25 protein-coding genes and 1 pseudogene are annotated in these 25,019 nt (G+C 57.9%); 5 read left to right on the forward strand and 21 right to left on the reverse strand.

Annotated elements, in window-relative coordinates; all coding sequences use genetic code 11:
- Positions 1-14 precede the first annotated feature (14 nt).
- The 7 genes and pseudogenes from NF685_RS13280 to NF685_RS13310 form a co-directional block, all read right to left on the reverse strand.
- Entirely contained in the window at positions 15-773 is a 759-nt protein-coding gene (locus NF685_RS13280) for a 4'-phosphopantetheinyl transferase family protein (protein WP_252849992.1), read from the reverse strand.
- The gene (gene dhbA / locus NF685_RS13285; RefSeq protein ID WP_252849993.1) at positions 748-1,500 is read right to left on the reverse strand and encodes a 2,3-dihydro-2,3-dihydroxybenzoate dehydrogenase; all 753 of its coding nucleotides are present in this window, start codon (positions 1,498-1,500) and stop codon (positions 748-750) included. The genes NF685_RS13280 and dhbA overlap by 26 nt, the downstream gene beginning before the upstream one ends.
- 1 nt (position 1,501) lies before the next feature.
- A complete protein-coding gene (locus NF685_RS13290) occupies positions 1,502-2,419 on the reverse strand; it encodes an isochorismatase family protein (RefSeq protein ID WP_252849994.1) in 918 nt (305 codons plus the stop codon).
- Positions 2,420-2,436: 17 nt separating this feature from the next.
- Positions 2,437-4,059 carry a (2,3-dihydroxybenzoyl)adenylate synthase gene (locus NF685_RS13295; protein ID WP_252849995.1) on the reverse strand — a complete coding sequence of 541 codons (1,623 nt, stop codon included), beginning with the start codon at positions 4,057-4,059 and terminating at the stop codon, positions 2,437-2,439.
- Entirely contained in the window at positions 4,056-4,925 is an 870-nt protein-coding gene (locus tag NF685_RS13300) for an isochorismate synthase (RefSeq protein WP_252849996.1), read from the reverse strand. Before NF685_RS13300 ends, NF685_RS13295 begins: the two co-directional genes overlap by 4 nt.
- A gap of 789 nt (positions 4,926-5,714) precedes the next feature.
- Positions 5,715-6,836 (reverse strand): annotated as a pseudogene (locus NF685_RS14395) (tyrosine-type recombinase/integrase).
- A gap of 259 nt (positions 6,837-7,095) precedes the next feature.
- Positions 7,096-8,328 carry a type II restriction endonuclease gene (locus NF685_RS13310; RefSeq protein WP_252849997.1) on the reverse strand — a complete coding sequence of 411 codons (1,233 nt, stop codon included), beginning with the start codon at positions 8,326-8,328 and terminating at the stop codon, positions 7,096-7,098.
- Positions 8,329-8,470: 142 nt separating this feature from the next.
- Here NF685_RS13310 and dcm point away from each other — a divergent pair, with 142 nt between their 5' ends.
- The 3 genes from dcm (at position 8,471) to NF685_RS13325 (ending at position 11,007) form a co-directional block, all read left to right on the forward strand.
- Positions 8,471-9,754 (forward strand): DNA (cytosine-5-)-methyltransferase, encoded by a 1,284-nt coding sequence (gene dcm, locus NF685_RS13315; protein ID WP_252849998.1) that lies wholly within the window; start codon positions 8,471-8,473, stop codon positions 9,752-9,754.
- The gene (locus tag NF685_RS13320) at positions 9,747-10,226 is read left to right on the forward strand and encodes a very short patch repair endonuclease (protein WP_252849999.1); all 480 of its coding nucleotides are present in this window, start codon (positions 9,747-9,749) and stop codon (positions 10,224-10,226) included. The genes dcm and NF685_RS13320 overlap by 8 nt, the downstream gene beginning before the upstream one ends.
- 85 nt (positions 10,227-10,311) lie before the next feature.
- Positions 10,312-11,007, forward strand: a complete 696-nt coding sequence (locus NF685_RS13325; protein ID WP_252850000.1) for an HNH endonuclease — start codon at positions 10,312-10,314, stop codon at positions 11,005-11,007.
- A 67-nt stretch (positions 11,008-11,074) separates the two neighbouring features.
- Here NF685_RS13325 and NF685_RS13330 read toward each other — a convergent pair whose 3' ends face one another.
- The 5 genes from NF685_RS13330 to NF685_RS13350 form a co-directional block, all read right to left on the reverse strand.
- Positions 11,075-11,818 carry a phage antirepressor KilAC domain-containing protein gene (locus NF685_RS13330; RefSeq protein ID WP_252850001.1) on the reverse strand — a complete coding sequence of 248 codons (744 nt, stop codon included), beginning with the start codon at positions 11,816-11,818 and terminating at the stop codon, positions 11,075-11,077.
- On the reverse strand, positions 11,815-12,243 hold the full coding sequence (locus tag NF685_RS13335; RefSeq protein WP_252850002.1) for a hypothetical protein: 429 nt from the start codon (positions 12,241-12,243) through the stop codon (positions 11,815-11,817). Before NF685_RS13335 ends, NF685_RS13330 begins: the two co-directional genes overlap by 4 nt.
- A 319-nt stretch (positions 12,244-12,562) precedes the next feature.
- Positions 12,563-13,597: a RelA/SpoT domain-containing protein gene (locus NF685_RS13340; RefSeq protein ID WP_252850003.1), complete on the reverse strand. Its 1,035-nt coding sequence runs from the start codon at positions 13,595-13,597 to the stop codon at positions 12,563-12,565.
- 371 nt (positions 13,598-13,968) lie between these two features.
- Complete coding sequence (locus NF685_RS13345; protein WP_252850004.1) at positions 13,969-14,463, reverse strand: lysozyme; 495 nt, start codon at positions 14,461-14,463, stop codon at positions 13,969-13,971.
- Positions 14,464-14,820: 357 nt separating this feature from the next.
- Positions 14,821-15,024: a GNAT family N-acetyltransferase gene (locus NF685_RS13350; RefSeq protein ID WP_252850005.1), complete on the reverse strand. Its 204-nt coding sequence runs from the start codon at positions 15,022-15,024 to the stop codon at positions 14,821-14,823.
- Positions 15,025-15,627: 603 nt separating this feature from the next.
- Here NF685_RS13350 and NF685_RS13355 point away from each other — a divergent pair.
- On the forward strand, positions 15,628-16,155 hold the full coding sequence (locus NF685_RS13355) for a GNAT family N-acetyltransferase (protein ID WP_252850006.1): 528 nt from the start codon (positions 15,628-15,630) through the stop codon (positions 16,153-16,155).
- A gap of 375 nt (positions 16,156-16,530) precedes the next feature.
- Here NF685_RS13355 and NF685_RS13360 read toward each other — a convergent pair whose 3' ends face one another.
- Positions 16,531-16,887 carry a hypothetical protein gene (locus NF685_RS13360; protein WP_252850007.1) on the reverse strand — a complete coding sequence of 119 codons (357 nt, stop codon included), beginning with the start codon at positions 16,885-16,887 and terminating at the stop codon, positions 16,531-16,533.
- Positions 16,888-17,213: 326 nt separating this feature from the next.
- Here NF685_RS13360 and NF685_RS13365 point away from each other — a divergent pair, with 326 nt between their 5' ends.
- Positions 17,214-17,615, forward strand: a complete 402-nt coding sequence (locus NF685_RS13365; RefSeq protein ID WP_222547417.1) for a winged helix-turn-helix transcriptional regulator — start codon at positions 17,214-17,216, stop codon at positions 17,613-17,615.
- An 82-nt stretch (positions 17,616-17,697) separates the two neighbouring features.
- Here NF685_RS13365 and NF685_RS13370 read toward each other — a convergent pair whose 3' ends face one another.
- From NF685_RS13370 to NF685_RS13405, 8 genes are all read right to left on the reverse strand, one after another.
- Positions 17,698-17,952 (reverse strand): hypothetical protein, encoded by a 255-nt coding sequence (locus NF685_RS13370; protein WP_222547416.1) that lies wholly within the window; start codon positions 17,950-17,952, stop codon positions 17,698-17,700.
- 52 nt (positions 17,953-18,004) lie between these two features.
- On the reverse strand, positions 18,005-19,264 hold the full coding sequence (locus tag NF685_RS13375; protein WP_252850008.1) for a DUF2961 domain-containing protein: 1,260 nt from the start codon (positions 19,262-19,264) through the stop codon (positions 18,005-18,007).
- On the reverse strand, positions 19,261-19,779 hold the full coding sequence (locus tag NF685_RS13380; protein ID WP_252850009.1) for a hypothetical protein: 519 nt from the start codon (positions 19,777-19,779) through the stop codon (positions 19,261-19,263). The genes NF685_RS13375 and NF685_RS13380 overlap by 4 nt, the downstream gene beginning before the upstream one ends.
- A gap of 60 nt (positions 19,780-19,839) precedes the next feature.
- Positions 19,840-20,565, reverse strand: a complete 726-nt coding sequence (locus NF685_RS13385) for a hypothetical protein (protein ID WP_252850010.1) — start codon at positions 20,563-20,565, stop codon at positions 19,840-19,842.
- Positions 20,565-21,374, reverse strand: a complete 810-nt coding sequence (locus tag NF685_RS13390; protein ID WP_252850011.1) for a hypothetical protein — start codon at positions 21,372-21,374, stop codon at positions 20,565-20,567. The genes NF685_RS13385 and NF685_RS13390 overlap by 1 nt, the downstream gene beginning before the upstream one ends.
- Positions 21,375-21,377: 3 nt before the next feature.
- On the reverse strand, positions 21,378-22,607 hold the full coding sequence (locus tag NF685_RS13395; protein WP_252850012.1) for a hypothetical protein: 1,230 nt from the start codon (positions 22,605-22,607) through the stop codon (positions 21,378-21,380).
- A gap of 148 nt (positions 22,608-22,755) precedes the next feature.
- Entirely contained in the window at positions 22,756-23,235 is a 480-nt protein-coding gene (locus tag NF685_RS13400; RefSeq protein WP_252850013.1) for a CreA family protein, read from the reverse strand.
- Positions 23,236-23,369: 134 nt separating this feature from the next.
- A complete protein-coding gene (locus tag NF685_RS13405; RefSeq protein ID WP_252850014.1) occupies positions 23,370-25,007 on the reverse strand; it encodes a hypothetical protein in 1,638 nt (545 codons plus the stop codon).
- Positions 25,008-25,019 lie beyond the last annotated feature (12 nt).

The raw sequence follows: 25,019 nt of genomic DNA on the forward strand, positions 1-25,019 counted from the left end.
CAGGACCTGACATGTCAGGTCTCTGCGGGTATCCCCGCAATGCTCAAGACGACGTCATTAATCACTGAATGATAAGCGGTGATGGTGCTGCCTGTACGCCATGAGCAGTTGAGATCACGTAGAAGCTGCAGCGATAGTTGCCCGTCAGCTCGCGCAGAGATAATTTCAATATCCCGGAATTCGAACATTTTCCGCGCGAGAGGATAGATGGCCTTGAAAGCGGCCTCTTTCACTGAGAACACCCGCTCGAAGCGCATATCACTGAAACAAGCCGTCATGAGCTTGTCTTCAGCTGATCCCATGATATCACAGCGCAGGAGGCTCGCGAGAGCTGGCGCGGCACGGTGTTCGATATCAACGCCGAGCGACTTCCAAAGTCTTGTCGAACCGACGATGGCAATTGCCTCATTGCGGCTATGAGAGATCGATCCGGCGCTGCCCTCCGGCCAGAGAGGCGAGCGATCGGGATTGCGGGTCGGCATGGTTGAGGAGAAGCCAGCGCGCTTTAGAGATGTTTGAGCACAGAGCTGACCTGCAAGAAATTCCGCTCTTCTCTTTTTTACTGCTGCTCGCATTTCTGGTGGAACAAGCTGCTTCGGCAAGAAGTCCGGCAAATCGTCCGAGAAATGCAGGTGTGACGTTATGATGCCGTGGAAACTGGCCTCCCAAGGGTGGATGAGACGAGGACGCGAGGTAATTACGCTCGTGTTGAGTTTGCCAGGTTTCGGGTCGAGTAGCGTTCGGTCGTCAGGCACCGAGTGTTGCGCCGCCATCGATCATGATTTCCTGCATTGTCAGATGGCCAGCGCTGTCCGAGAGGAGAAACGCGGTCAATTCTGCGATGTCGAGCGGTGTTGCGATTTTTCCTAAAGGGATGCCGAGTTTGAAAAGTTCAGGGAAGCCAGCGATCATGCGCTGTTCGCCGGTTTCGTCGGCCCACAGACTGCGTTGCATGGCTGTATCGGTCGAACCCGGTGAAACCATGTTGCAGCGAACACCGTGAGGGGCCAGTTCCAGCCCCACACCCCGACCTAAAGCCGAGAGCGCGGCTTTGGACGCAGCGTATCCGATCATTCCCATGCGAGGCGCGCGCGCTGCGTTCGAACTGACCAGCACAATCGCTCCACCGCGCCTTTTTTTGAAATGTGGTACGAGGCTATGCAGCATATAGAAATTGCCGCTCACATTGACTGAGAGCATTTTATCCCACTCAGCCGGATCCAGCGTGTCGCAGTCGCCGATCCGTAAAATACCCGCCGATCCCACGAAAAAATCAGGTACGCCAAAGCGCTCCGCCATGTCTTGCGTCACGGCCGCGCAGCTACTCGCATCGGAGACATCGAGCAGAACTGGATGGAGCGCCTCTGATTCAGCTTGTGCTTGCCGATCAAGGCCGAAGACAATGCAGCCTCGCCGGGCGAGGGTGGACGCTATTTCCGCCCCGATACCCTGTGCTGTCCCCGTTACCCAAGCGGTCTTACCGCTGAAAGGCTGTTCCATTTCAGGTTCTCTCCACGGAGCGAAGAGAAGCCGAGGCCGACAAGTTTCTCTTCTCGGTATAAAGGGCGGTCCAAGCATTGAGTGAGGGTTTGCGCGCCAGGTCCTCGAAACTAATATCCAAGCCCTGTCTGCGCCACTGGGCGACAAGCGCCATGACCCGCATGGAATTTAGCCCGTAATCGAGGAGATTATCATCGGGAGGAAGGGAGTCGACCTCGTCGTCGAGCAGAGCCTTGATACTCTCTTCAAGACAGGTCTCGTTCGATGTGGATGACGTTTTCAGGATATCATCCAGTCCGAGCACACGGCCGCAGCGTCTGCCGACATAATCGAGTGCCAATAAATGATCGTCCAGAGAGAAATCGGCGACTGCATCGGCAATCAAGAAAGGCCGGATATCCTGCATGAAGGCGTCTAGGGCTGTCGTCATGCAGCCAATCGAGGCGTACACGCCACAGATCAGCAGTTGGTCCCGCTTCCAGCTCTGCATGCGGTCACGCAGATCGGATCGTGTGAAGGCGCTGTAGCGCCACTTGGTGAGGACGACATCTCGCGTGTCGGGTGCGAGCTCGGAAACGATGGCGGCCAGAGCTGGGTCGGATGCGGTGATTCCCGGACCCCACATGTCGTTGAGCAAGGCACGATCGCTCTGGGGTTGCTCGGGAGGCTGCGCCGTGTAGACAATTGGTATGCCCAGGCTGCGGCAATGCGCCCGCAATTTGGCGATCTTTTCGATCAACTCTGCCATCAGGGCGCTATTCTCGCCGTAGAACTGCGTGAAATAACGCTGCATGTCGTGGATGAGCAGAACAGCGCGCTCCGGCTCGAAATCCCAGTCGACGCGCGCTGTCTGCTTCAGATTATCGGCAAGGTTGCTCCAGATAGGCATGTCATAGTCGGGTAAGCGAGGAATAGTCATGGTGTCTGCTTTCTCGGTCAGGAGGAATGGGTGCAGGACAAGAGCGCGCGCAAGGCGTTTTTGTCTGTCTTGCCGACAGGTGTCAGCGGCATTTGCCTAACGGTCGTAAACCGATCAGGTATTTTGTAGTCCGCGATGCCTTGCTCACGCAGGAACCGACGCAGAATGGGAGCGGAGGGCGCGGTCAGCCCCTCTACTGTCGAAATGACGGCGCAGCTTTTTTCGCCGAGTTGGGCATCGTCGATCGAAATCAGCGCGGCATTAAGGATTTGAGGATGACGTAAAAGAAGAACCTCGACCTCTTCAGCGGCAATTTTTTCGCCGCCGCGATTGATTTGGTCCTTCTCACGGCCGACGACGCAGAGAGCACCTTCTTCGTCACAGGTGACGATGTCGCCAGAACAGTAGAAACCTTCAGTGGTGAAAGCTGCTATATTTTGCGCGTCGGATTTATAGTATCCTCTGAAAGTATACGGACCGCGGACCATGAGACGCCCCGGTGTTCCGGGGCAAACCGGTCGGCCCTGTGAGTCGACGACGCGCACCTCGTCATCCGGGCTAATCGGCCGGCCCTGTGTGCCATAGATGCGGGTATCCGGATCGTCGAGACGCGTGTAGCAGACAAGTCCCTCGGCCATGCCGAAGACTTGCTGCAACTGGCAACCGAGCTCGTTCGGGACGCGGCGAGCAAGCGCTTCCGCCAGACGGGCTCCTCCGACCTGTAGAAGGGTCAAACTCGCGAGGTCTTCCCTGTTTTCTGCGGCATGGAGCAGCCAGAGGCTCAAGGCACTAGGCACCAGACTTGCCATCGTGACCGCATGACGGCGGATCAACGTAAAACAGCTCGTTGGTTCAGGGCTCGGAGCCAGAACGACTATGCCCCCTGCATAGAAGACACCCAAGGCACCAGGAGAACTCAACGCATAATTATGGGCCGCTGGCAGGGCGACAAGGGCCCGTGTATGGGGCGAGAGCCGACATATTTCTGCGCTTGCGCGTACACTATAGGCATAATCGTCATGCGTGCGTGGAATGAGCTTGGGTGTGCCTGTGCTGCCGCCAGAAAGCTGAAAAAATGCGACTTCTCCAGCCAGGGTGGGAGAGGGTTGAAATCCTTCGGCCGTTGGCTGCAGGATAAAATCGTTCAGATCTTCGAACTCTTCCTGCCCACCCAAAACTAGAATGAGCGGTCTTATATCGACGTGGTTTATCAACTGTTTCGCGAAATGGCCGTCGGCGAAAAGAGGATGTGTAGCGCAGGCGATAACGAGGCTCGGGCGGATCTGTTCAGCATAAGAGAGCAATTCATGCTGCCTGTGACTGAAGACAGGATTGACCGGCACGACACCAAGCTTCATGAGCGCAAAAAAGACGATGTAGAACTCAGCGATATTCGGCAGTTGGACGATAGCGGTGTCTTGCGGCTTTAGACCACGGGCTTTGAGAGCCGCAGCGAGGTTACTGGAATACCGGTCCAGATCCTCATAGGTGAAGGATCGTGAACCACATGAAATCGCAGGACCCCTGTTTTTGGCCAGTCCCTCATAAAGCAGTTGGGTAAGGGGAAGACCCCTCCAATAACCTTTCTCACGGTAAATCCGTGCCAGGTCTTCTGGCCATCGAGTGAACGCTATTGTCATGGGTGCTGGTCCGCCAAACCGAGGACGGTGAGCATCGTGCCGAGCTTGGCTTCAGTTTCCGCCCACTCCATCTCAGGGTCCGAATCTCCTACGATCCCCGCTCCGGCGTAAAGTCGGATTTTGCGATCTTCAACGATGCCGCAGCGAATGGTGACGGCCCATTCGCCATCTCCCTTGTCATCGCACCAGCCAACGGCTCCCGCAAATGTTCCGCGATCGAATGGTTCCAGTTCGCCAATGAGGGCGCGCGCTTCTTGCGTCGGCGTCCCGCACACGGCTGGGGTCGGGTGAAGCAGTAGAGCGAGATCGAGCGCGCTGAGCCCGGTATCGGTAAGAATACCCTCGATATGTGTCCCAAGATGCCACATCTGCGCCGTCTGTACGAGGCTCGGCTCAGGCGGAACGTGAAGCGAGTCACAAACCGGCGCCAGAGCCTCTTTGATCTGAGCGACGACGAAGGAATGTTCGTGACGATCTTTGGGCGACCCCAGAAGGGCAGCCCCGATAGCGGCGTCTTTGACGGGATCCGCGACACGGCGCGCCGAGCCGGCTAAAGGATTGCACATCACGCGTCGGCCCTCACGACGCAATAAAAGCTCGGGGCTTGCCCCTAGAAGCGTACCTCCCTGGTTAAGCGGGATCTGAAAATGTGTGACGCCCGGATTAAGTGTCACCAGTCTGTTGAAAACAGCGTCAAGGCAGATGGCTGTATCGAATTCGACAGCTAACTCCCGTGCCAAGACAACCTTTTGTAGCGCGTTTCCTCGGATGAGTGCGGCGGCACGGCGCACAGCCTCCGTATAGCCCGCGTGGTCCGGCGTTGGAACGGCGGCGCGCCTGCGCGGCAATGACGCTGTGGTGCGCATAGCACCGCCTGCCTTCAGTATCGCACCTAGCGTTCTGGTGCAGGATTGCGGGATAAAGAGATCGGTTCCCTGACCTAAATCGAAGGGAAGGGCGCCCATGACAACAGGGTTAGTAATCCCACTCCTGCGGGCATCCTCTATGGCCGTTGTGATCGCTCGCGAAAACGCGTTTCCCGTGTTTTCGGGCTCGATTGTGAGGTCATGGGCGGGCAAAGCAATACGTTTGAAGCACCCATTTCCATGAATTGAACTCGTTTGTGATGCGAAAAGGATCCGGAGTGCAGGGAGAGCTTCCCTGTCATGATGGGCGCTGTCATCGAGGCGAGACGGCCACTCCGACGCTAAGGGTGTAGCAGGCATGGGATCTCCAAGAGGGGCTCGGAAAGCAGGGTGTCGCTCCTCGGCCTACAGGCCACGGGAAATAAACACCTAGTTGCGAACGATAATCATTCTCTTTTCGAAGCATATTCTTTATGTCCTGTCAAAAGATGTTTTGACCTTGGTTGATACCCGCAGGCGACCAAATGGAGATCGACGAAGAAGCCATATAGGTACGAGGGCTCTCACGAGCAGTATTCGGGGGTTTGGTGATCCTCTAGACGGAGCGCTGGTAGCGTAGCTACGTGGTCAGGAACCGGGAGGGTGTCAGCGCTTTGTCTCGTACGCCTCCATCACCACCGCCCTTTCCTGGTAAATCTTTTGTCTCTGTAATTTCGTTCAGTGGAACAGCGTGACTGTCCTCAGCGTCTGAGAATCAAAATTATCGGAAGTAGGAGAGCGATTGAGCGTCTATTCTATACGCGTTGGTTCATTCGCCTCAATCTTGTCCGCAAGTTCCTGCATGATGGGCTGGTAATATCGGTCGAGCGATTTCAGATCGCGATGTCCGGTGACCCGCATCAGATCAAGCGGGTTCGCGAGATAGCGTGCGAGACGCGACGTCGCTTCGTGGCGCAGATCGTGAAAGGTGAGGTTGGTCAGACCCGCCCGTTTTGTCATCCGGCCAAAGCGGACAGAGAACGCCTTCTCATTGCCAATATCGAAGATCTTCTCGTGCGGCTCGGGTCTGTGCGGCATCTGCCCAAGTTTCTCAACGAGAAGGCGCCGTGCGCCAGGCGTCAGGGGGCGCTTCTCGGGGCCGAGTTCCTCCCGGTGTCGCTCGTTCTTCAGCCGGGCAAGCGAGAGCGTGCGACTACCGAAATCGATATCTTTCCAGCAGAGAGAAACGGATTCCGATAAACGACAGGCTTGTTCGATCGACTATTTGACGAGCCATACATCGTCAGCATGCTCAGAGGCCGAAACAACCGCTACCAGGCGGTCATATTCACTCTGGTGGGAGTTGTCATTGTCGAGCATGGCCAATCGCCTGTTACGCTTTCTGTCAGCGCCTTGCGGCCGTTTTACGATCCTGCCTGATGCATGATTGACCGTGTGGATATCCCACTCACTGATCGCATGCTGGACGATGCTGGCGAGGAGATTGAGCCGCTTGACCACGGTCGCTGGCGCATAGCCATCCGCAAGCAAGCGATCACGGAAGGCCCGAACGTCAGCGGGCTGCCATTTGCTCACCATGACATTGATGACTGGGTCATCAAGTAGGGCAGGGATGTGGCCAGTGCGGTCCGCCTGGCGATGGGCCATGCACTCGTCGCGGTAGCGTTCCACCAGTCGTCTGAGAGGCGTCTTGTCGAGGGAAGATGTGTCCTTGAACTGACGCAGATCGACTTCAGCGCGTTTTTCAGTGAGCCAGCGACGAGCCAGCGCTGAGGATGCGAAGGTCTTTCTCAGGCGTTTGCCATCGACCACCTTGCGGGCCTGATACTGACCCGCGCCTCGGTACCATACACCCTTGGGGAGTGGTTTACATGTGGTCGGATCGATGCCTGATCTTTCTGATTCGCTCATGCGAAGCCCCTGATACCAAAGAGCCATATTTTCCTGATTGGCTCAGGAATGGCTCAAAATCAACATTCTGGTAAATCAGGAGTTTGCTGTTTATCCATCGGAACCCGCAGAAAACTGCGGAAAATCGAATGGCGTCCCATAGGGGAATTCAGCAGTTGGGACTTTTCAATAGGTTACGCCGTAAAACAGTGCAAATCCAGTTCCGGAAATCAATGGGTTAGCGGCAATTTGTAAAACACTGGATACATGTGGCCCTCTTTCAGAGAAGAGTTTCTTCCTGCCTTTCCCTGACCAGAGCGATGAACTCTTTCAGGTTCATGAGCCACTGCTGCTGTGCTGGCTTGAATGTCGTGTGCAGGCTTTGCGGCAGAACGAGCTGCAGGTTTTTTGCCTGCATTTCACCAGTCTGGTTTTCCGATATTCCTGGCTCGAGGGTGAGCAGATGTTTCCCCGGAATACGGACTGCCTCGGAGAGCACCTGACGCCATCTGTCTTTCAGCGTCGATTTGGCGCCAAGCATGGTAAGCCGGGATTCCGGGAACTGTGGGTCTGCATACTGTGTCGTGCCGGGAAACAGGAAATCCGGGCGGTTGCGGTTTTCGGTTTTCGCCCCGCGTTCGTGGCTGATGCTGCATGCGGTGAAGATAGCCTCCAGATGGTTTTCCAGAGCCATCCCTGCGCGCGCCTTGCGTCTGTTCTGCACGCTCAGGGAAAAGCCCAGAAATCCCTCCACATCCGGCCCGTCCTCCTGCATGAAGCCGCCCGCAATCCGGCTCGCAACGATCCTGCGCTCGAGACGGCGGAACAACTGTTCCTCGCGTTCCATCCAGGAAATGAGAGCCAGATCGGGATCATCAAGAGGGGAGATTTCCGGGAGTGACTGCCGGGCGAGTGTCGAAAAGACCTGCGTCTTCGGGAAAACCAGACCGAATGGATCAATCAGGCCGTCCAGATAATCTGCTTCGGGCTCTGCCTGTTCGAGCCCCAGCTCATCAAGGATATACCGCGCGGCAAAGCCGAGCTCCGGATTGTTTGTTTTCCCGACATCCGTAAAGACGAAGCCTTTTTTAGGGCTGCTTCCGTCTATGCCGAACAGCCAGTCAAGCTGGTTTCTTACCGTGCCTTCCGCAGCCGTGATGATCACCAGCGCAGATCCGTCAGGCCGCAAGGCGAGATAGAAGAGGTCCCCCGGGGACATCAGGAGAGTGACCTCATTCTCCCTGTAATACAGGCGGTACTCGGTACGGGTTGGATGCGCACGCCGGGAGTCATACCAGCTTAGTGATCCGTCGACAGTTACCGGCTGTTCGTCTTCGTTGAGCCAGATGAAGCGCGCGGGAAAATCCGATCGATCATCATCGCCGAACAGCGCGCGCAGGGCCCGCGAACCGTTGAACTCATGCTGATGGGACTTCGCCGGCGAGGCCTCAACCACGCTGATTACCTTGGATACAACGCCAACAAACTCATCTGCCAGCCGCCCGCGCTTCATAATCCCTGCCTGATCTGAATGATGCCCGGACAAGCCGGCTCAATCATTCCAGCCTAATCTGACCGGTTCCGGGCGTCGAGTCTGGCGAAAACAGGAACAAGTCACGAACAGGGTATTGTCTGCCGGGAGAAAAACTGTACAAATGACAGAAATATTCCCAGAGGCCAGAATGTCGCTTTTTCCCGATGCACGCACCAGCTTCTCGCTCATGAGAGAGCAGGCCGGGCTTACCCTGAAGGAAGCCGCCGGGAAACTCAGGATCAGCGAAAGCACAGCCAATCGCTACGAGAAGGGGCGGCAAAAGGTATCTCCGCCGGTCATGCGTCTGCTCGAAACCCTGGTGACGGAGCGCCGTCGCAGTCAGCGTGCTGTTCAGCCCGGTTTCCGATTTATCGACCTGTTCGCTGGTATCGGGGGGTTGCGCATCGGCTTTGAGGGGATTGGCGGTCGCTGCGTCTTCACGTCCGAATGGGACCGGTTTTCGCGTGAGACCTATGCCCTGAACTACCCTGACAATCACGAGATCAGCGGAGATATCAGACCGTTCTCGGAAAAACCGGAACTGGTGCCGGAACATGATGTGCTGCTGGCCGGGTTTCCTTGCCAGCCATTCTCTCTGGCCGGCGTTTCGAAAAAGAATGCTCTTGGTCGTCCCCATGGCTTTCTGTGCAACATGCAGGGCACGCTTTTTTTCGATACGGCACGGATCATCGCGCATCACCGGCCCGCTGCCTTCCTTCTGGAAAACGTGAAGAACCTGCGCAGCCATGACAAGGGCCGGACATTCGCGGTCATCATGGCCACCTTGCGGGACAAGCTCGGGTATCATGTGCAGAGCCGTGTGATCAGCTCGGCCCCATGGGTGCCCCAGAAGCGTGAGCGGATTTTCATTGTGGGCTTTCGCGAGAAAACGGATTTTGATCTCGATGCGCTCGAACTCCCGGCTGCGGAGAATGGCCCGCGTCTGGGCGAAATCCTCGAGCCCAATGAGCTGGTACCGGCCAAATACACCCTGACCGAGCATCTCTGGACCTATCTGCAGAACTACCGCGCCAAGCATGAAGCCAAAGGGAACGGTTTCGGCTTCGGTCTCTGTGGCCCGGAGGATATCGCCAGAACACTCTCTGCCCGTTACCACAAGGATGGATCAGAAATCCTGATCCGGCAGGACGGCAAGCGTCCACGACGCCTGACACCACAGGAATGCGCCCGTCTGATGGGGTTCGAGCGGGAAGGGCGGCCCTTTCGCATCGGTGTGTCTGACACCCAGGCCTACAGGCAGTTCGGCAATGCGGTTGTCGTGCCGGTAGTGGAATATCTGGCGCAGGCCATGGCGCCCCATATACGCACGGTCATGCAGACCCCCGAAGATCCTGCGCGTCGTCGGGAGCTGTCATCGGCCAGTGTTGAGGTGCCAGTTGGCTGATATCGTCACGCCGGAGGTTCGCAGCCGGATGATGTCAGGCATCCGGGGCAAGAACACGAAGCCGGAAATCGTGCTGCGCAAGGCCCTGCATGCGCGGGGATTCCGCTACCGGATTCATGATCGCACCCTGCCGGGGCGTCCGGACATTGTGCTGCCAAAATGGAAAGCCGTCATTCTTGTCCAGGGATGCTTCTGGCACGGCCACGACTGCTCGCTCTTCCGCATGCCATCTACCCGGCAGGAGTTCTGGTGCGAGAAAATTGAAGGCAATCGCGCGCGTGACGCGCGCAATCGCGAGAAGCTTATCAACCTGGGATGGCGGGTACTCGAAGTCTGGGAATGCGCCACGAGGGGAGGTTATTGCTGCAGTTCTGTAGAGCTCGTAGAGGGTATAGATGTTTGGCTCCGCTCATCACTGCCTGTTGGGAAAATGTCTGAGAGACCACATAAATCTTCCGCAATAAAAAAATAGTAATTGATGGATATTTGACTGCTTTGTATGCGAGTTGATAACTATATGATTCCCATTTCAGGACTCTTATAAGGGGGAGATTGATATGTTAGACATCCTGATTCGTTCTCTTGAGTATTGCGCTTCGAAAGAGGTGAGTTCAACAGACGTTGAAAAAGCCGCTTATGTCTTGAATGCTGCTCAAAACGAAATTTTACGAAACGCTGGACATATCCCCAACGATGGCGGTGGCAACCAATACCAATCAAATATTTCCTTCATTTTTCCTTCCACCTCTGGAAATACGATAATATCAGGGCTTTATTACAACTCAATTCGCGCTGATCCTGCACGAACACCTGAAGCCCGGATTGGTCGTGCATTCAGTGGTTTGATACGGGAGGGGGACGAACTTATGATAGGGGTGTTGCGGAACACTCTCTACGCCCTAAATCTCACGGCTTTACAACAAAACCCAATCTATGGGGCTGCGGTATCGCCGGTTCCGCGACAGATATATTCTGTTATGCAGTATCAGCGCAGTCCTTCCATCGCCGCCCAGACACGTGCGCGCGCCGGATCAAACTGTGAGATGCCGGGATGTACACAACCGCTGTTCCGAGGGTTAGATGGAAACGTATATCTCGAAGTGCATCACATAACGCCGCTTTCGGAGAATGGGGCAGATAATCTGACAAACACAGCCGCACTATGCCCGACGTGTCACCGCGCGCAGCATTACGCCATAGACAGTGCACAGCGCAGGCAACAGCTTCAGCAGATGAGACGACAAAATCCATAACCCCTCCAATAGGGCTCTAATATTCAAGACCACCGTTATCAGGGCTCTCAGTGTATGCGTCTGATCCTCACGCCACGCTATGCAGCCGCTCGGGCATGAGCTTTTCCAGTCTGGCGAGGCCCTTGGCAGTAATACGCACCTGTTCTGTCACCTTTTCCGATCCGTCGGGGCGGGTGACGGTGGTGATCTTGTGGTCCAGATCGCCGTTGGAGGTGTGGGCCTGATAGCCCAGCCAGTGATCGGCGCCGGGGCGGCGGTAGATCCAGCCATTATGCGCCAGCCAGTCGAACAGGGCCTTGGGGCGCATATGCAGGTTCTTGGCGGCGGCGGTGATGCACAGACTGCCCTCGGCATTCACCAGCCGGTCATACACCTCCGCCTTGGGCAGGGTTTCCGCCAGGGCGGCTTTCTGCCTTGCCACCGTGGCCTGCAACACGGCCAGAGCGCGGGTGGCGAGGGCCTCGGGCGTTTCCTCCGGAGTGGCCGTCATGTAGCCGCCGGTCTTGCGTATGGCGGGCAGCACTTCCTCGAACACCCAGCGCTCGAAGCGTTCGGCCTCGGGGCGCTTGCTGCGCACGATCAGCCGCAACACATCAGGCTCTGACAGAACGCGGACATCCTGTGTTCCCCCCGGTGTCGAAAGGGGGTGCCGTTTTGGCGACCCCTTGCAGTGCTTGGCTATCGCACCGGCAGGGTCGGCGTACCCCAGCCGCTCGGCCACATCCCTGCCGACAAAGAACGGCTCGCCGCCGATCGTCACCACGCGGATTTCCCTGCCCTCGAAGCTGAGGGGGATAAGCATCTCGTTCATGCGGCGTTCCTTTGTGCGAAAAGGGTGGCGTCTTCGATGAAGCTGGACAGGAGACGGATTTCCGGGCTGCGCTGGTCGACCTCGAACGCGCGGAAATACGGGGGCAGATAAAGCCGGATGAGGCGCGCTTTGGCACTCAGCCCCTCGGGCGTGACGGCCTGCATGTCGGCCAGCGCCTCCAGCTGGTCGTCGAAGGCATCGGAGAGGGCAAGGCATTCATCATCAGTAAACTCATGCGCGCGGTCATTCATGACGCGATGCGTTTCGATGGCCTGCGTAATGCGGGCAAGTAGCGTGGCATCTGCTCCGCCAAACGCTTGCGCATCTGGCATCAGGGTGCCGAATGAGCCGACAAGAGGCAGAACGGCAAGTTGGGAGAGAACAGCACGTCGAGATGTGCTAGGAGAGGCATCAGCCTGTGGCATGGGGTATCATCCCTGCTGAAGGTTAGTTCGAGCTTGAGGCTGCAATCCTCAAGCTCGAACGCTTAACTTACACATCTTTAAGCCAAGGGCAACACATCTTACACACTTTGCTCGTTTGCTGATTTCAGGTATCGCTTGATTATGAATGATGAGAAGCAAGATCAGCGTATTCAGCTAGTTGCCTCGAAGAGCTTTATATCTTCGGTGGACGAATGGCGTCGCCAACAGGCTGATATCCCGTCCAGATCAGAAGCTATCCGGAGGCTGACTGAATTAGGCCTCCAAATTCACACACAAGATTGCAGGTCGTGAGGCGGGCTTAAGAAAGCTGTGGCGTTATTTCGAGACCGGACAATTTTGCACACCCATCTTCGATCAAGCGTACGAAGTCCGTCGTATCCGAGAAGTAGTTTCTGAATGCGTCTCGTACCTCGCCCGTAGAATCCGCTCGTACAAGGACCAAATCAGCTCCTGGCATTGATTTCTCGAGGACAAATAACTCTTTCAAAGCTGCTACGGCGCTTTCGAAAGACCGAGTCTCGATTGGTGAATTTGGTTTTATTATAAGTATTAAATTCTTAAACTTTGACCCGTGCAAGCTATGAGAATTTAGATCCTTAAATAGTTTCAGTAAAGAGGTGCTCTGATTGATATCCAAGAACTCAGCGACGATATCGCTATTACTTTTATCGGGGAAGCACGCGGTTTTATTCTCGTGAGCTCTAGCGAGTATTTCGCTCGCCAAGGCCATGGCACGGTGATATCTTTCATCACCGCGTTGGAATTTCGGCTGGCTATCAGCAATATGACCTATAACTTCGACTGCGGTTGCCCAAGCGTGCTGTATGCGGGTTCTATATTGGATTTCTATAGATAACCCCCTGAGAATGGCACCCATAACTGAGTTAGCATGATATTCGTAAACGTCATGTATGCCGCGGTATCCCGTTTCCTTAGGATGGACGATATAATCATATTTCTCATAGTCGTTTTTTAGGCGATGATTAAATCGAGCTTGATGCATTTTAGCCCTAAAATCCCACAATTCATCCAGATCTTGGAAGATGAGTCGACATCCAACGATGTCGTCCATTCTCGCGAGATTCATTTGCGGAAAACGGCGAAGTTTATCAAAAATTGTTGCAATACGTTTATGTCGTTGGGCAACGATAATCTTATGACCGCGCGCGCGAGTGCGCAAAAGCGCTTGAAAGGTGTTTAAGACAGCTCGATGTGCTGCACGCCATTGATCGATAATCTCTTTATCTTCAAAAGTAGCCTGCCCCACGCGCACGGCATCGCCAGCACGTTTTACTCGTTTTCTCGAAGGGATACCTGTTTCATCCGGATGCAAAGTATTTTCACTCAGTTGTAATGTGAATCGACGATGTATATGGCCATGATCGACCTAAATACGTGCTCAGTCCACTACTTTTTTCGATCATCCTCCGTTGTGTTATTGTTGTACTTAAGTGCCTGCGCGCTATTCATTCCTATACAATTAATCATCCGATAAAGGATCAACCACCTCGACCCTGCACTTGGACGTTGCCAGAACCGTGCAACGACAGCGCATAGAGAGACCAGAAACGTCCCGATCAGCGTCAGGTCGGCCGCAATCTCGGCCGGAATGAACGGGAGTACGGACGCGTAAAGGCTTTGCCAGTCCAGTGTCATGGCAGTGTGTCCTCATATTCGATTGTGGGAAAGGAAAGAGGCGGTCGGTCAGATCGTAAACGGCACACCCGAAACAGGGCGGCCCTGATAAACAGAAAGCTCGATACGGCGGCGGCGCTGAAGGCCGGGCAGGGGCACCAGACGGCCATTCACCGTCGCCTTGTCCCACCGCAGAAGCTGCTGCCCCGCCGCCGCATAAAGCCGCTGGTTGAGCAGCCGCAGCAATGTCGAACCCCGCACAGCGGCACTCCCGACATTATACTGCCACGACAGCAAAGCTCCTTCCTGCCAAAGCAGAAGCGGCACGGTGACCATATCAGCCAGAACCCGCTGCAACCCGGCCACCGTGCGCTCCAGCAAAGCCACGGCCTCGCCCTCGCTGATCGGCTCCGTCAGCCGCGTAACCGGCGACCCATCAGCCAGCGCACGATTGCCATAGCCGATAGTCCAATACCCCGCAGGGCAAACATAGGGCGCAAGACGCAGCCCCTCGAAATCGTCCCGACGCAAAAGCGCCGTGGCGATGTTAAGCGCGTTGTTCATTACGAAGTCTCCAGAACGAAAAAAGCCGCCCGAATGGGCGGCTGAGATATTGAATTCAAATTGGATTACGGCCGATTTGGTCCTTCATTTTGAAGACCGTGGCACAACGTCAAATGTTCGGAAGCAGATGCGGCCTGCGTTCCATCTTCATGCATTCTGAGCGAGGGAACTCACATCCAATCGCATTGCACACCGGGAGCCTTCGGGAAATCCGTGATTCTCTTCGGCCTGAAGAATGGACGCCAATCGTTGATCCAGTGCTTCTTTCTCGAGGATCACAAAACCCGATCGGGAATAAAATGGCGCATTCCACAGAACATTTCTGAAGGTAGTCAGGGTGATACTCGTGATCTTTCTCTAGATACTCCAGTATTTGACAGCCTGAATCAGGGCGCGCCCTATTCCCTTGCCCTGCCAGTCTGATGCGACCGACATTTCGAGAATATGCAAGGTTTCACCCTGTAAATGAGCGGTCAAAAACCCAACAGGCACATCCTGCACATCGACGGCGACCCAACATGTGCCAGCCTGAACAGATTTGCGATGGACTGCTGGCGACATGGCGTCCGTAGCCGCAATCCAGTCTAGCGCGGGAACAGACCTGAAGGATTGTGCAGCTGAAATCTCTATGGCCGGCAACTGGTCAACTTCGGCCAGTCTGGCAAGGCGAACAGAGAAAGAATGTGTTTGCGATCGGGCGGGCATACCTCAAAGATTAACGCTTTGAGTGTCCGGGACGCAAACTACGCGCCCGTTACTGGCAGTTTTCTACCACCGCCCATGTCTCAACAACTGACGCGATACCTGACGATTTATCTCCTGTTTTCATCTAATCGGCAGCTAAGAGACCCAGGCGATTAGGTGATTAAGGGTCTTTCGCGGCTGTCCGTTCTGCGTTCTCAATTCCTCGATCAAGCCAAGGCAGCCCCTCGAAATCGTCCCGACGCAAAAGCGCCGTGGCGATCAGCATAGAATTCAACATGCGTTATATCCGTGGGAATGCCATTCATAACGGTCAGCGCAGAACGATGTTCTCATCAGCACGATTGAACGCGTCTCGTAGCGGTGGTGAATTTGATATTTTTTATTATCGAACTAATCTGGGTTAGCAGCGAGCCTTGTCTATCAAGACACATGAACTGCGAATTATTAGTGGAGGTTATCTTGATCAATCAGGATACACTTGAGAGATTTCCAGAAATACAGACATCACGATTGCGCCTCAAAGGCCTCGATCTTGGCGATGCGGAAGACTTGCAGAAGATGACGGATGATCCAAGAATTACGGAGATAGTCCATTTTTTACCGACTCCTTTTACCGTACATGACTCGCAAAAGCTGATTGTCGGCAATCGTGACGGACGAGACCGATATATCGGTGTGTGGTTCCATGACTGCGATGATATGATTGCCGTGGTCGGTACACATCTACATGGCGTGGGTGAGATAGAAGTTGGATACTGGGTTCGCCCGGACCAGCAACGGAAAGGTATCGCGCAAGAGAGCGTATCCAACCTGCTTGACCAGCTTGCCGAGCTTTTTCCTCATCGCCAGATCATTGCAGAATGCCGCCCGGAGAATCTGCCTTCGCGGCATCTTCTGGAGAAAATGGGATTTGTCGGAACCAACGAATTGGGACAGCGCCCCGGAAGATACCGGTTTATCTGGATGCCCCAGAAGAACGAAGAATAGATTCATAGTAGGTTCGAGCTATTGTGAAATGGCGTCACCAGTGTTTCTGAGCGCCTCCCGCAGCATCACATTCTGTGCCCGCAATTCTACGATCAACGCGAGATATTCCTTCTCGCGTTCTTCCAGCCTGTCCAGATCCTGACGCTGCGACTCAATGGTGGCTTTCGCGCTCGACGCCCCGAAGCCAATCAGCCAGCGTATGGTAAAAAGCAGGCCACCGAGAACCGCAACCCACCAGGGCTGTCGGTTCGCTAGAGAGTTTGGTCATTACTGCCATTGCAGCCCGATTGAGAAAGCCAGACGGCTGCGAGAAAATCGTTCGTGACGCTGCCTGTTCATGTGATGCCGTTGAGTGATCCCGCCGTCTTATATTGTTTATCTCCGGGCAAATTCGCTTCCATTTAGATGGCGTACGATCAAGGCAATCGGCAAGCCGAACAGAAACAGATGAACGAGTAAGGCCGCTAGAGGGGGCATTGGTGTCACGCCCGCTGGTACTGCAAAACGGCTATGCGGCAAGATGATCAATCCCATGACCAGAAACACGCCGAAGCCAAAAGCCGGCCCGGCAAGCCACGGCATCCGGTTAAGAACCGGAAGACGCACAATTGCGAACGCGTAGATGATGGCCGGGATGACCGAGACAAGAAAATGCAAAGCGGTGCCGATAAAAAATCCGGATGCGCCATTATAGGCAGCCAGCCCCATGACGCTGCTGGCTGCAAGCTGCATTTCCGGAATCACCCCAACTCCACGTGCCATCTGAAGAATCAGGACAGGAACCAGGCCCGCAGCACCTGTGACAAGGCCCGCAATCAAACCGGTCCGGAGCGCATTGTCATGGCCAGGTACCGGTCGCATCCTCAGCCGCGAAACATGGGGAATGTTCACAAATTATCTCCTTATCATTCTTGCATCAGCGCCCCCGGGTGGTTGACCACGACGGTTTTCCAGTGGGGATGCGCCTTTATAGAAATTCGGTTTCCAAAGGTAATCTGATATCTATTGGTTATCGTGGCTTTTGAGTTACCAGTTGGAAACCAGCAGGAGATAAAACGATGGTTCTGAAAATGCGCACTACGGTCAAAGCGCTGCCCGGCTGTCCCATGTCGCAATGCATGTCTTTGCTTAGCGGCCTGTGGAGCCCTGAAATCATCTGGTCGCTGAGCACAGGGGCCCGTCGGTTTTCTGAACTGCGCCGGAATATCCCGGGGATCTCAGCCAAAGTCCTTACAGGCCGGTTACGTGACCTCGAACAACGTGGCGTTCTCGCACGCAGCGTGATTGCTACGTCACCCCCGACGGTTGAGTACGAACTGACAGCACTAGGCGAGGAACTGTTGCCAGCGATCCGGTCAATCGTGGAGGTCGGAACACGGCTGATCCTGCGCGATCGAGAACAATCTCTACGCGATGCCGCAGATAGGGGGCTTGCTGCGCCCGACGCTGTTGATGAATAACATCATATGAATGCGTCGTGACGCCACGTTCCTCGTTATCAGCGAACCTCAGGTTCTCCCCAACCCGGATCAAACCGGGCGCTTAGGCCTCCCGACGATCAAGAGCCTTACGCAGCATGGCATTTTGCACCCGCAATTCTCCAATCAACGCGAGATACTCCTTCTCACGTTCCTCCAGCCTGTCCACGCGGGCGTTCAGCCGATCCAGATCCTGACGCTGCGATTCGATGGTCGCTTTCGCGCTCGACGCCCCGAAGCCGATCAGCCAGCGTATGGTGAAAAGCAGGCCACCGAGAACCGCAACCCACCAAGGCTGCGGGGTGAGGTTTTCAGGCATGGTTCCCCCTTGCCGGACGGCGCGGTGCCGCCCGGTTCCGGTGCGTCAGGCGTTACCGGTCGGTGTAGTAATAGAGCGTTGCCGCAATACCGGCTGCCGTGTTTGTGGTCAGACCGTTATCGGGCTCACCGCACTGCCACGTCACTTTCAGCGAGCGGTTGAAATGCACCGGATCGGCAGAATGAAACCGGAAGGCCGAGGACTGGTCATCAATAGCGTTCGGCCCGGTAGCGTTGCTCCACTGGTTATAGAATGTCCCGAAGCTCTCGGTGGCATAGGGCGTCTGCGCACCGGTGGCGCCTGCAAAACCGGCTGACATGAACTCGAACGCCGAGCCGAAATAGTCCTCTGTGCCCGAGGATTCATAAGAGGGCTTTGTCGCTCCATCGACGTAATACCGGAAATTGCCTTCGATGCAGTTCTCGTCGGCCCCGGCGGCATTGTTGTGCCGGTCCATGAAAAACTGCATGCCCCAGAACGCACCACGCCCGGTCACGTCGAGCAGCGTATATTCCTCAAGCGCCTTCACCTTGACCTGCTTCGCGTACTGGTCGCCCAGCGTGACGGCGTGGGCTACCGCATAGCGGTCGAGGAACTGATGCCCGCCTGCATTACCCTGCACCGCACCCCAGAGCCGGACATTGCCGCCGCCGTTATTGGTTAGCACGATGCGCAGGGATCGCTTGTAAGGCACCCTGAGACTGTAGGTGCAGCCCGCCCAGCTGCGCCCGCGACCGCCCGCACAGGTGACGTGTTTCGAGGAAAAGGCATAACCGCCGTAAGTGCCGATCAGCCCATAAAGGATTGTCACGCTCGGCGTGGTTTCTCCATCGACGTAATAGGCAATCGAGGTGCGATCCACATCGGCCCCGCCACCGGCGAGCGCCATATTGATCGTCTGCGCATAACCCGGCCCGTTGCTCACATCGGCCAGGGTGAATGACGCCCCGGCAGCCACGTCCTGACGCTCCCATTTGGCGTGCCAGACTGTGCCCACGTTTTCCGATGCAATTTCCTGCACGGTCTGGGCACCGTTGCCGATTGTCATGGCGCTGGCATCGGCGCGCAGCAGGCTGGTCATGGCAGCGGTCAGATCGTCTTTCGTGGCCCCGGCCTGACCCAGCGTCGCGATATCGCGGGCATTGCGCTCGATACCGTCCTGCATGGTGGCCAGGGTCGCACCCTGCGTGCCCACCCGCGTACCCGATGACAGACCGCCCGGTGGCGCAAACTGCGGTTCGGCGTGGGCCACCGCGCCGATCAGGACCAGCCCGGCCAAGAGGGCAGGGGCCATGCGTGCACTATGTCTCATGTCAGATCTCCGAGGCGGGTCGGGATACCCGCATTGTTGTACCAGCCGGACCCGCTCTCGGGCGGCGCGGTCGGCAGGGCGCGCAGCCAGTTATCCATGGCTTCGCTGGAGAGTTTGCCGCCCGACTGCGTGGGCGCGTCGGGGCTGTCGGGCAGGTCGAGCGGAAACAGGGCCTCACGCGGGCTGACGGTGATATTCACCTCGACCTGCTTGCTGTTGCCTTCGCTTGTCAGCGCGCAGACGGTCACGCTCTGCGTGCCCGAGGCCTTCCAGCGCATCCAGGCGGTGACGATGTTGCCGAACAGACTGGTCCAGGCGAGGTCGGCCCCGCCCGCCTCGAAACGAAAGGACGTGATGAACTCGCCCGGTGACAGCAGCCTGTCGAAATCGACGCTGTAATCGCCGCCGCCCCTGAGCGAGGAAGAAGGCCAGACAAGCGCGTTCTGCGCACTGGCAAAGGCCCCGCCCCCGAGTGCCTCGGGGCGCAGGATGTTGACGACAGGTCGCCATGTCATGATGTGATCTCCGGTAATCCCGTGGCGGGAAACCTGCCCGGATCGGGGCAGGGGAAGGGCTCAGCTGTTGAGCCAGCTCAGCGCACCGTCCTGCAGCGCCATGCTGAACAGGGTTGCGCCGCTGGAACTGCCCGGCACCTGCACGCTGGCCACAAGGCGCAGCGTCATGCCGGGGCTCGCATGGGCCAGTATCGCGGCCCGTGCGCCGAGGAAAAAGAAACGGTCGAGCCGCACATTGCTGCCCGCCGCCGCGATGGGCTGGGCCGAGGCTGCGCCCTGGGCGTCGATTGTGTGAACGGCCACGATGACCCGCGCCACCTGCCACGTCGTGTCACTGGCCCCGTTATCGTTGATCCGCAGCGTGGCGCTGAACTCGGCACGCAGGGCAGGGCCGGTCAGCGTCACATCCACACTGCCCAGCACAAGGCTCTGCGCCTTCCATGAGCGGTCGGACACCACGCTCGCCCCCTGAACCACCGGCACCGGTACGGCATATTCAGCGGGCAGGGCGGAATAGACCCATGTGGTCCCGGTGAAGTTGAGCCGTGCGGTTCTGTCCTGCGTCGTGCCGAGCACCGTATCGCGTGAAATGCTGGCCGGTATGCCATGGGTCAGACGCCCGATGCCCCATTCGGCCTGGGTGCCGTCATCGGCAAAGTAATACACCTCGCCATCCGGGAAAGCGCCCGACCAGTTGCGACGCCCGGCGGGGGCACCGCTCAGGATGAAAGCATTCGTTCCCGGATTGTTCGCAGTCTCTAGCACGAAATTGCCAAGCATGGCCATTACAATCGCTCCCTTATCGTCAGGGTCAGGGCGCGGCGGTTGGCCGCCCCCGCCGATGAGGTGATCTCGCCCGCCTCGATGCGGCCGAACACGGCATCGCCACTGCGCGTGCCAGCCCCCGGATCGGGCAGAAACAGGATGTTCGCGCCCGTGCGCCCGAGGGCAAGCATCGCGCGTATCTGGGGCAGTTCCTCGGTGCCGAGAGACTGGTGCTCGATGCGCAGCACGCGGCGCTGCCAGCGCAGGGTGACATATTCCACGCCAGACAGGCTGGTGATCGTATCGGCCCCGCTCTCGGCACTCTCGCCACTGCTCCAGGCCATATTGCGCTGCGGCTGCCAGAGCGGCCCGGCATAGGCCAGCGGGATGGACAGGAAACCGTCAGGGTTCTGCGCATCGGCTATCAGGATCGTCACCCGGTCGCCCGGTGTTGCAGCGTCCAGCATCATGATGGCCTGACCGTCGCGCAGGTCAGCGGCCAGCAGGCCGGAGTCATGGGTCAGTGTCGCCCCGCGCCAGATCTTCACCGACCATTGCGCGGTGGCGGTCAGGTTGGTGCGGTGCAGCGAGAAACACCGCCAGTCCACCATCCCGCCCGGCTCGATCGTGACCGAGGCCACACGCCCCGGCGCACGCCATGCGGTCGCGGGCGCGCCCTGCGGCGTGGCGAGGTTGCTCACCGGCAGATCGGGCATGAAGCCCGAGGCCGTCAGCCGGGCCGAGAGAAAGGCATTGTCGCACCCGAACGCGCAGAGCCTGCCGGTGCTGTCCTCGATGGGACAGAAACCGGAATCGAGTATGGCTTCCATGGATCAGCCTCCTGCCTGTTCGGGTGTGAACAAAGGCAGGCGCAGCGACTGGCCGTTGACGTTGATATGAAGCCACTGCACAGGCTGATCGTTGAGCGAGAGGCGGGCACCCTGTCCCGTAACCGGGCTTGCGATCTGCAGTTCACCGCCCGGTCCCGGATAGAGGCCGAGATTGGCCGAGCCGTTCTCACCCTTCTGCACATAGAGCCCCGCCGCTGCCTGTCCGCTGCCCGCCTGTATGTTGAGCGTGTTGGTCGGCGAGGCATTGGGAGAGATGGAAAAGATCAGCTGACCCGCCATATTGGTGATCAGCATCCCGTCATCGGAGAATTGCAGGCGCTGGCCTTTTTTCGTCTGGCTTACGGTCGAGAACAGCATGGCCCCTGAATCGAGCCCCTGCACGTTCTCGCGTGTCTCGCCCGTGCGCCATTCGATGCCCTGATGCGCGCCCATGGCAATGGCCGTGCCGTAACCCTCCGTTCCATCCGTGCCGGTCAGGCTGTCACTGGCGAAGATAATGCCACTCTTGTGCCGCGACGGATTGCGCACGAACACGATACCGGCCTCGGCATCGAAGGAGCCTTGCGTCTGCCCGCCACCCGATCCGATCTGGATGGCATAGGTGCCGCCGCCGCAATTGGGGTGGTAGGGCGTGGACATACCCGCCGCCGGTCCGCCCATGTTCACCGTTTCCAGCTCCATGACGAAGCTCGGCTGATAATTGACGCCCGCCATGCGCCAGCCCTCGCCGTAATAGGCATAGGCCGTCGCCGTGGTGGGGTTCTGCGTCTCGTCCGCCACACCCCAGGCGGCAACCCCGATTGCCGAGGGCACAAAGCCCATATAGCTGCTCTGCTTCTGGCTGTCGGATGTGCGCGACGCGCCCGTGATGCCGGTGGCCCCGAAGCGCGAGATGGCGGCGAATGTGCTTGTCCAGGTGGCCCAGGCCCCGATCGAGGTCGAGCCCATGATCTGCGAAAGCCAGTCATTGCGTGTGGTGTCGCGGTTGCGCTGGCCCCGGTTATCCGCCGCCGCCCCGATGAACAGCCGGTCACCGATCCGCCCGACCGTGGCACCGTCATCGGCAAAGAACACCCCGCTTGCGTCCTTGTCCGGCACCGCAGGTGCAAACCTGTCGAGCGGCATCGAGCGCGTGCAGCCCTGCTGCTCGACCACGATCACCTCCGACCCGTCGAGCGTCGCGATGCGCGGATAGGCGCCTAGTCTGGCCATGATTCGGTGTCCTGTTGAGCCGGGAGGCGGGCAAAGAAAAAGCCGCCCGGTTGGGCGGCCTGAACGAACGCAACAGCTTTTCCTGTCGCTCGGGTCGATCGAGAGACAAGCCCGGAATGGCCTGCCTCGTGTCGGGATCAGCGGAGTTTTACCATGAGACGGCCGAGATCGCGTTTGCAGGCGAACCGTCGATGAGGCCCTGACTGGTCACGAGATAGACGACGGCGCTGTGTTCCTGATCGATCATCCGGGTGATGACGAGGTTTGTGAACAGGAAAGAGTTACGCAGTTTCGTGATGTTCTGCTGCTTGGGCAGTTTGGTGATATCGGTCGGCACCCCACCGCTTTTCACGCAGGAGAGGGAAAAGCGCGTCGGATTTTTTGCGATCCCGACTGCACCCTTGATCCCGCCGGTCTGGGCCCGTGAAAGATAGCACGTCACGGGAAGATCCGGATCGGTAAAGGATGACACCTGCACATCATGCGATCCGAACAGATGGAACGATGTATTCACCCCACCCAGCGTCGTCGCGCTCTGGGCGCAGGCCGCCGATACGCCTGTGACGGCACCCGCCATGGCAAAAGCGAGAAGTGAACGGCGCAAGGCGGAGAGAGAGGGAATGGTCATGACTTTCCTGTTCAAGAGGCTGGATCGGGCCAGGTAGTGCGACAACATGAAACGCAACCAGCCTCAGGCTGGCAAGAGTTTGAACAGCCTGTTTTATGCTGCGCGACTTTGGAACAGCATCCAGCCCGATCGACCTATCCCTGATCCCCCACCAGCACCTGCAGGGTGATTGTCGCCTCGCCGGGGCGGAGCTGCTCGCCCACCACCAGGCCGGAAAGCGTGCGCTCCGGATGCTCCGGGAGCGTCAGGGTGACGTGATCGCCCAGATCCACCGCGTAACCCTGATCCACCGGCACGGTGATTGCACGCAGGCGGCGCGTGCTGGCCCACAGGACGGCGTGCAGGGTTGCCACTTTTACGGCGTCCTGTTCGTCGCCTAGGGCCGTGACCAGCGCGGGCGGGTCGTTGGGCACGCGGTAGCGCCTGCGCAGATCCGGCGAGGCCCAGCTTGCCAGCCGGTCGGCCTGTCCGATGAACGCCTGACGTTCGGGTGTCACAAGCGGGCTCAGCCCCGAACCTGCGGCCTGCACGGTCTGGGCATGGGCATAACCCACCCGCCAGCGTGCTGGCGGCGGGTCGAGCATGTCATCGAGCGCGACCGGGGCCACGGTGATCAGGTTATGCGGCCCGAAATGCGCCACGGCCTCGCCCTCGGGGGCACGCACCGCCACGGGGCGCAGCGTGCCGGAACTCGAGGCCACAAGCCGCACGCCCAGCCCTGAAAGCAGGGTGTCGGCCATATCGCGCCCGGTTATGCGTGCGCTGCCATCCCAGTACCACGCGCCGGGCCAGTTCATGGCCTGCGTTACAGTTTCCCATGAGGGATCGAACAGGTCCGCCTCCAGCACGCAATCCTGAAGCAGCACGCCACGCAAAAGCGTGAGAAGCCCGCCCGGTTTTGTGCCGTCCGGCAGGGCACCGGTGGCATCGAGCGTGATGGCCCAGACAGGCCGCGTGCCAAGACGAAACCACAGGCCCGAGGAATCGGACTGCACCACATAATGACCGGGGGGCGGCTCGGCTGCGAATATATCCGCCACCTGACCGGCAAAAACGATGCCGCCTGTCGCGCCACCTTCGTAAAGCGCCTCGATGGTGCCCGGCGCATCGCTCACCTGATAAACCAGCTTGATGGTATCGATTGCAACCGGCGTGAGATTGAAGGCGCGCCCGCGCAGTTTGGGGGGATAATGCCCCGCCAGATCGGCCCCGCCATTGCGCCAGCCCTTGCCGTCATAGGGCAGGCCCTGCGCCGGGGCATCGAGCCAGGCGGTGGCATCGGTGAGCGCAATCTCGACGTTTTGCCGGTCGGGCTGCCAGCTGCGCCCCAGCCCGGCAAAAGCCGGTTGCAACGCCGCCTCGGGCGGGTCGATTGCACAACCCCGGATTGCATCGCGGCCCCGCCAGCCATAGCGCACGCGCACGGGCATATGATCGACCACGCGTGTGGCGATGATGTTATCGAGCAGCCCGTCAGGGCTCGACAGGATGAGCGCGCCCCAGCTCTCGCCGCCCGCCTGCGCATCGGGGCGCAGATCGAGCCTGCGGTCGAGGCTGTAGGCCTGTTGCACCAGAGGGGGCCACGCGCCATGACTGTCGCTGACATAGCCCACATCGGAGAAACGCAGCGTCTCGGTAGCCTCGACCGGTGCAGGGCGCTGTGTCAGTGCACCCCATGGGGTCGAGCCCCAGCCACGGGAAAATTCAGGAGTGGTCGTCTCTCCCGGCACGGTCACGGTGATATCGACCGCGTGGAATAGCTGACCGCTCATGAGGTTCCCCGT

It is taken from the genome of Asaia lannensis NBRC 102526 (assembly GCF_024054035.1).
GTDB lineage: Bacteria > Pseudomonadota > Alphaproteobacteria > Acetobacterales > Acetobacteraceae > Asaia > Asaia lannensis.

Coding starts and splice junctions, on each gene's coding strand:
- NF685_RS13280 (WP_252849992.1), bottom strand. CDS start 773: ATGGCGGCGCAACACTCGGTGCCTGACGACCGAACGCTACTCGACCCG.
- dhbA (WP_252849993.1), bottom strand. CDS start 1,500: ATGGAACAGCCTTTCAGCGGTAAGACCGCTTGGGTAACGGGGACAGCA.
- NF685_RS13290 (WP_252849994.1), bottom strand. CDS start 2,419: ATGACTATTCCTCGCTTACCCGACTATGACATGCCTATCTGGAGCAAC.
- NF685_RS13295 (WP_252849995.1), bottom strand. CDS start 4,059: ATGACAATAGCGTTCACTCGATGGCCAGAAGACCTGGCACGGATTTAC.
- NF685_RS13300 (WP_252849996.1), bottom strand. CDS start 4,925: ATGCGCACCACAGCGTCATTGCCGCGCAGGCGCGCCGCCGTTCCAACG.
- NF685_RS13310 (WP_252849997.1), bottom strand. CDS start 8,328: ATGAAGCGCGGGCGGCTGGCAGATGAGTTTGTTGGCGTTGTATCCAAG.
- dcm (WP_252849998.1), top strand. CDS start 8,471: ATGACAGAAATATTCCCAGAGGCCAGAATGTCGCTTTTTCCCGATGCA.
- NF685_RS13325 (WP_252850000.1), top strand. CDS start 10,312: ATGTTAGACATCCTGATTCGTTCTCTTGAGTATTGCGCTTCGAAAGAG.
- NF685_RS13330 (WP_252850001.1), bottom strand. CDS start 11,818: ATGAACGAGATGCTTATCCCCCTCAGCTTCGAGGGCAGGGAAATCCGC.
- NF685_RS13335 (WP_252850002.1), bottom strand. CDS start 12,243: ATGCCACAGGCTGATGCCTCTCCTAGCACATCTCGACGTGCTGTTCTC.
- NF685_RS13345 (WP_252850004.1), bottom strand. CDS start 14,463: ATGAACAACGCGCTTAACATCGCCACGGCGCTTTTGCGTCGGGACGAT.
- NF685_RS13350 (WP_252850005.1), bottom strand. CDS start 15,024: ATGTCGCCAGCAGTCCATCGCAAATCTGTTCAGGCTGGCACATGTTGG.
- NF685_RS13360 (WP_252850007.1), bottom strand. CDS start 16,887: ATGCAGCTTGCAGCCAGCAGCGTCATGGGGCTGGCTGCCTATAATGGC.
- NF685_RS13365 (WP_222547417.1), top strand. CDS start 17,214: ATGGTTCTGAAAATGCGCACTACGGTCAAAGCGCTGCCCGGCTGTCCC.
- NF685_RS13370 (WP_222547416.1), bottom strand. CDS start 17,952: ATGCCTGAAAACCTCACCCCGCAGCCTTGGTGGGTTGCGGTTCTCGGT.
- NF685_RS13375 (WP_252850008.1), bottom strand. CDS start 19,264: ATGAGACATAGTGCACGCATGGCCCCTGCCCTCTTGGCCGGGCTGGTC.
- NF685_RS13380 (WP_252850009.1), bottom strand. CDS start 19,779: ATGACATGGCGACCTGTCGTCAACATCCTGCGCCCCGAGGCACTCGGG.
- NF685_RS13385 (WP_252850010.1), bottom strand. CDS start 20,565: ATGGCCATGCTTGGCAATTTCGTGCTAGAGACTGCGAACAATCCGGGA.
- NF685_RS13390 (WP_252850011.1), bottom strand. CDS start 21,374: ATGGAAGCCATACTCGATTCCGGTTTCTGTCCCATCGAGGACAGCACC.
- NF685_RS13395 (WP_252850012.1), bottom strand. CDS start 22,607: ATGGCCAGACTAGGCGCCTATCCGCGCATCGCGACGCTCGACGGGTCG.
- NF685_RS13400 (WP_252850013.1), bottom strand. CDS start 23,235: ATGACCATTCCCTCTCTCTCCGCCTTGCGCCGTTCACTTCTCGCTTTT.
- NF685_RS13405 (WP_252850014.1), bottom strand. CDS start 25,007: ATGAGCGGTCAGCTATTCCACGCGGTCGATATCACCGTGACCGTGCCG.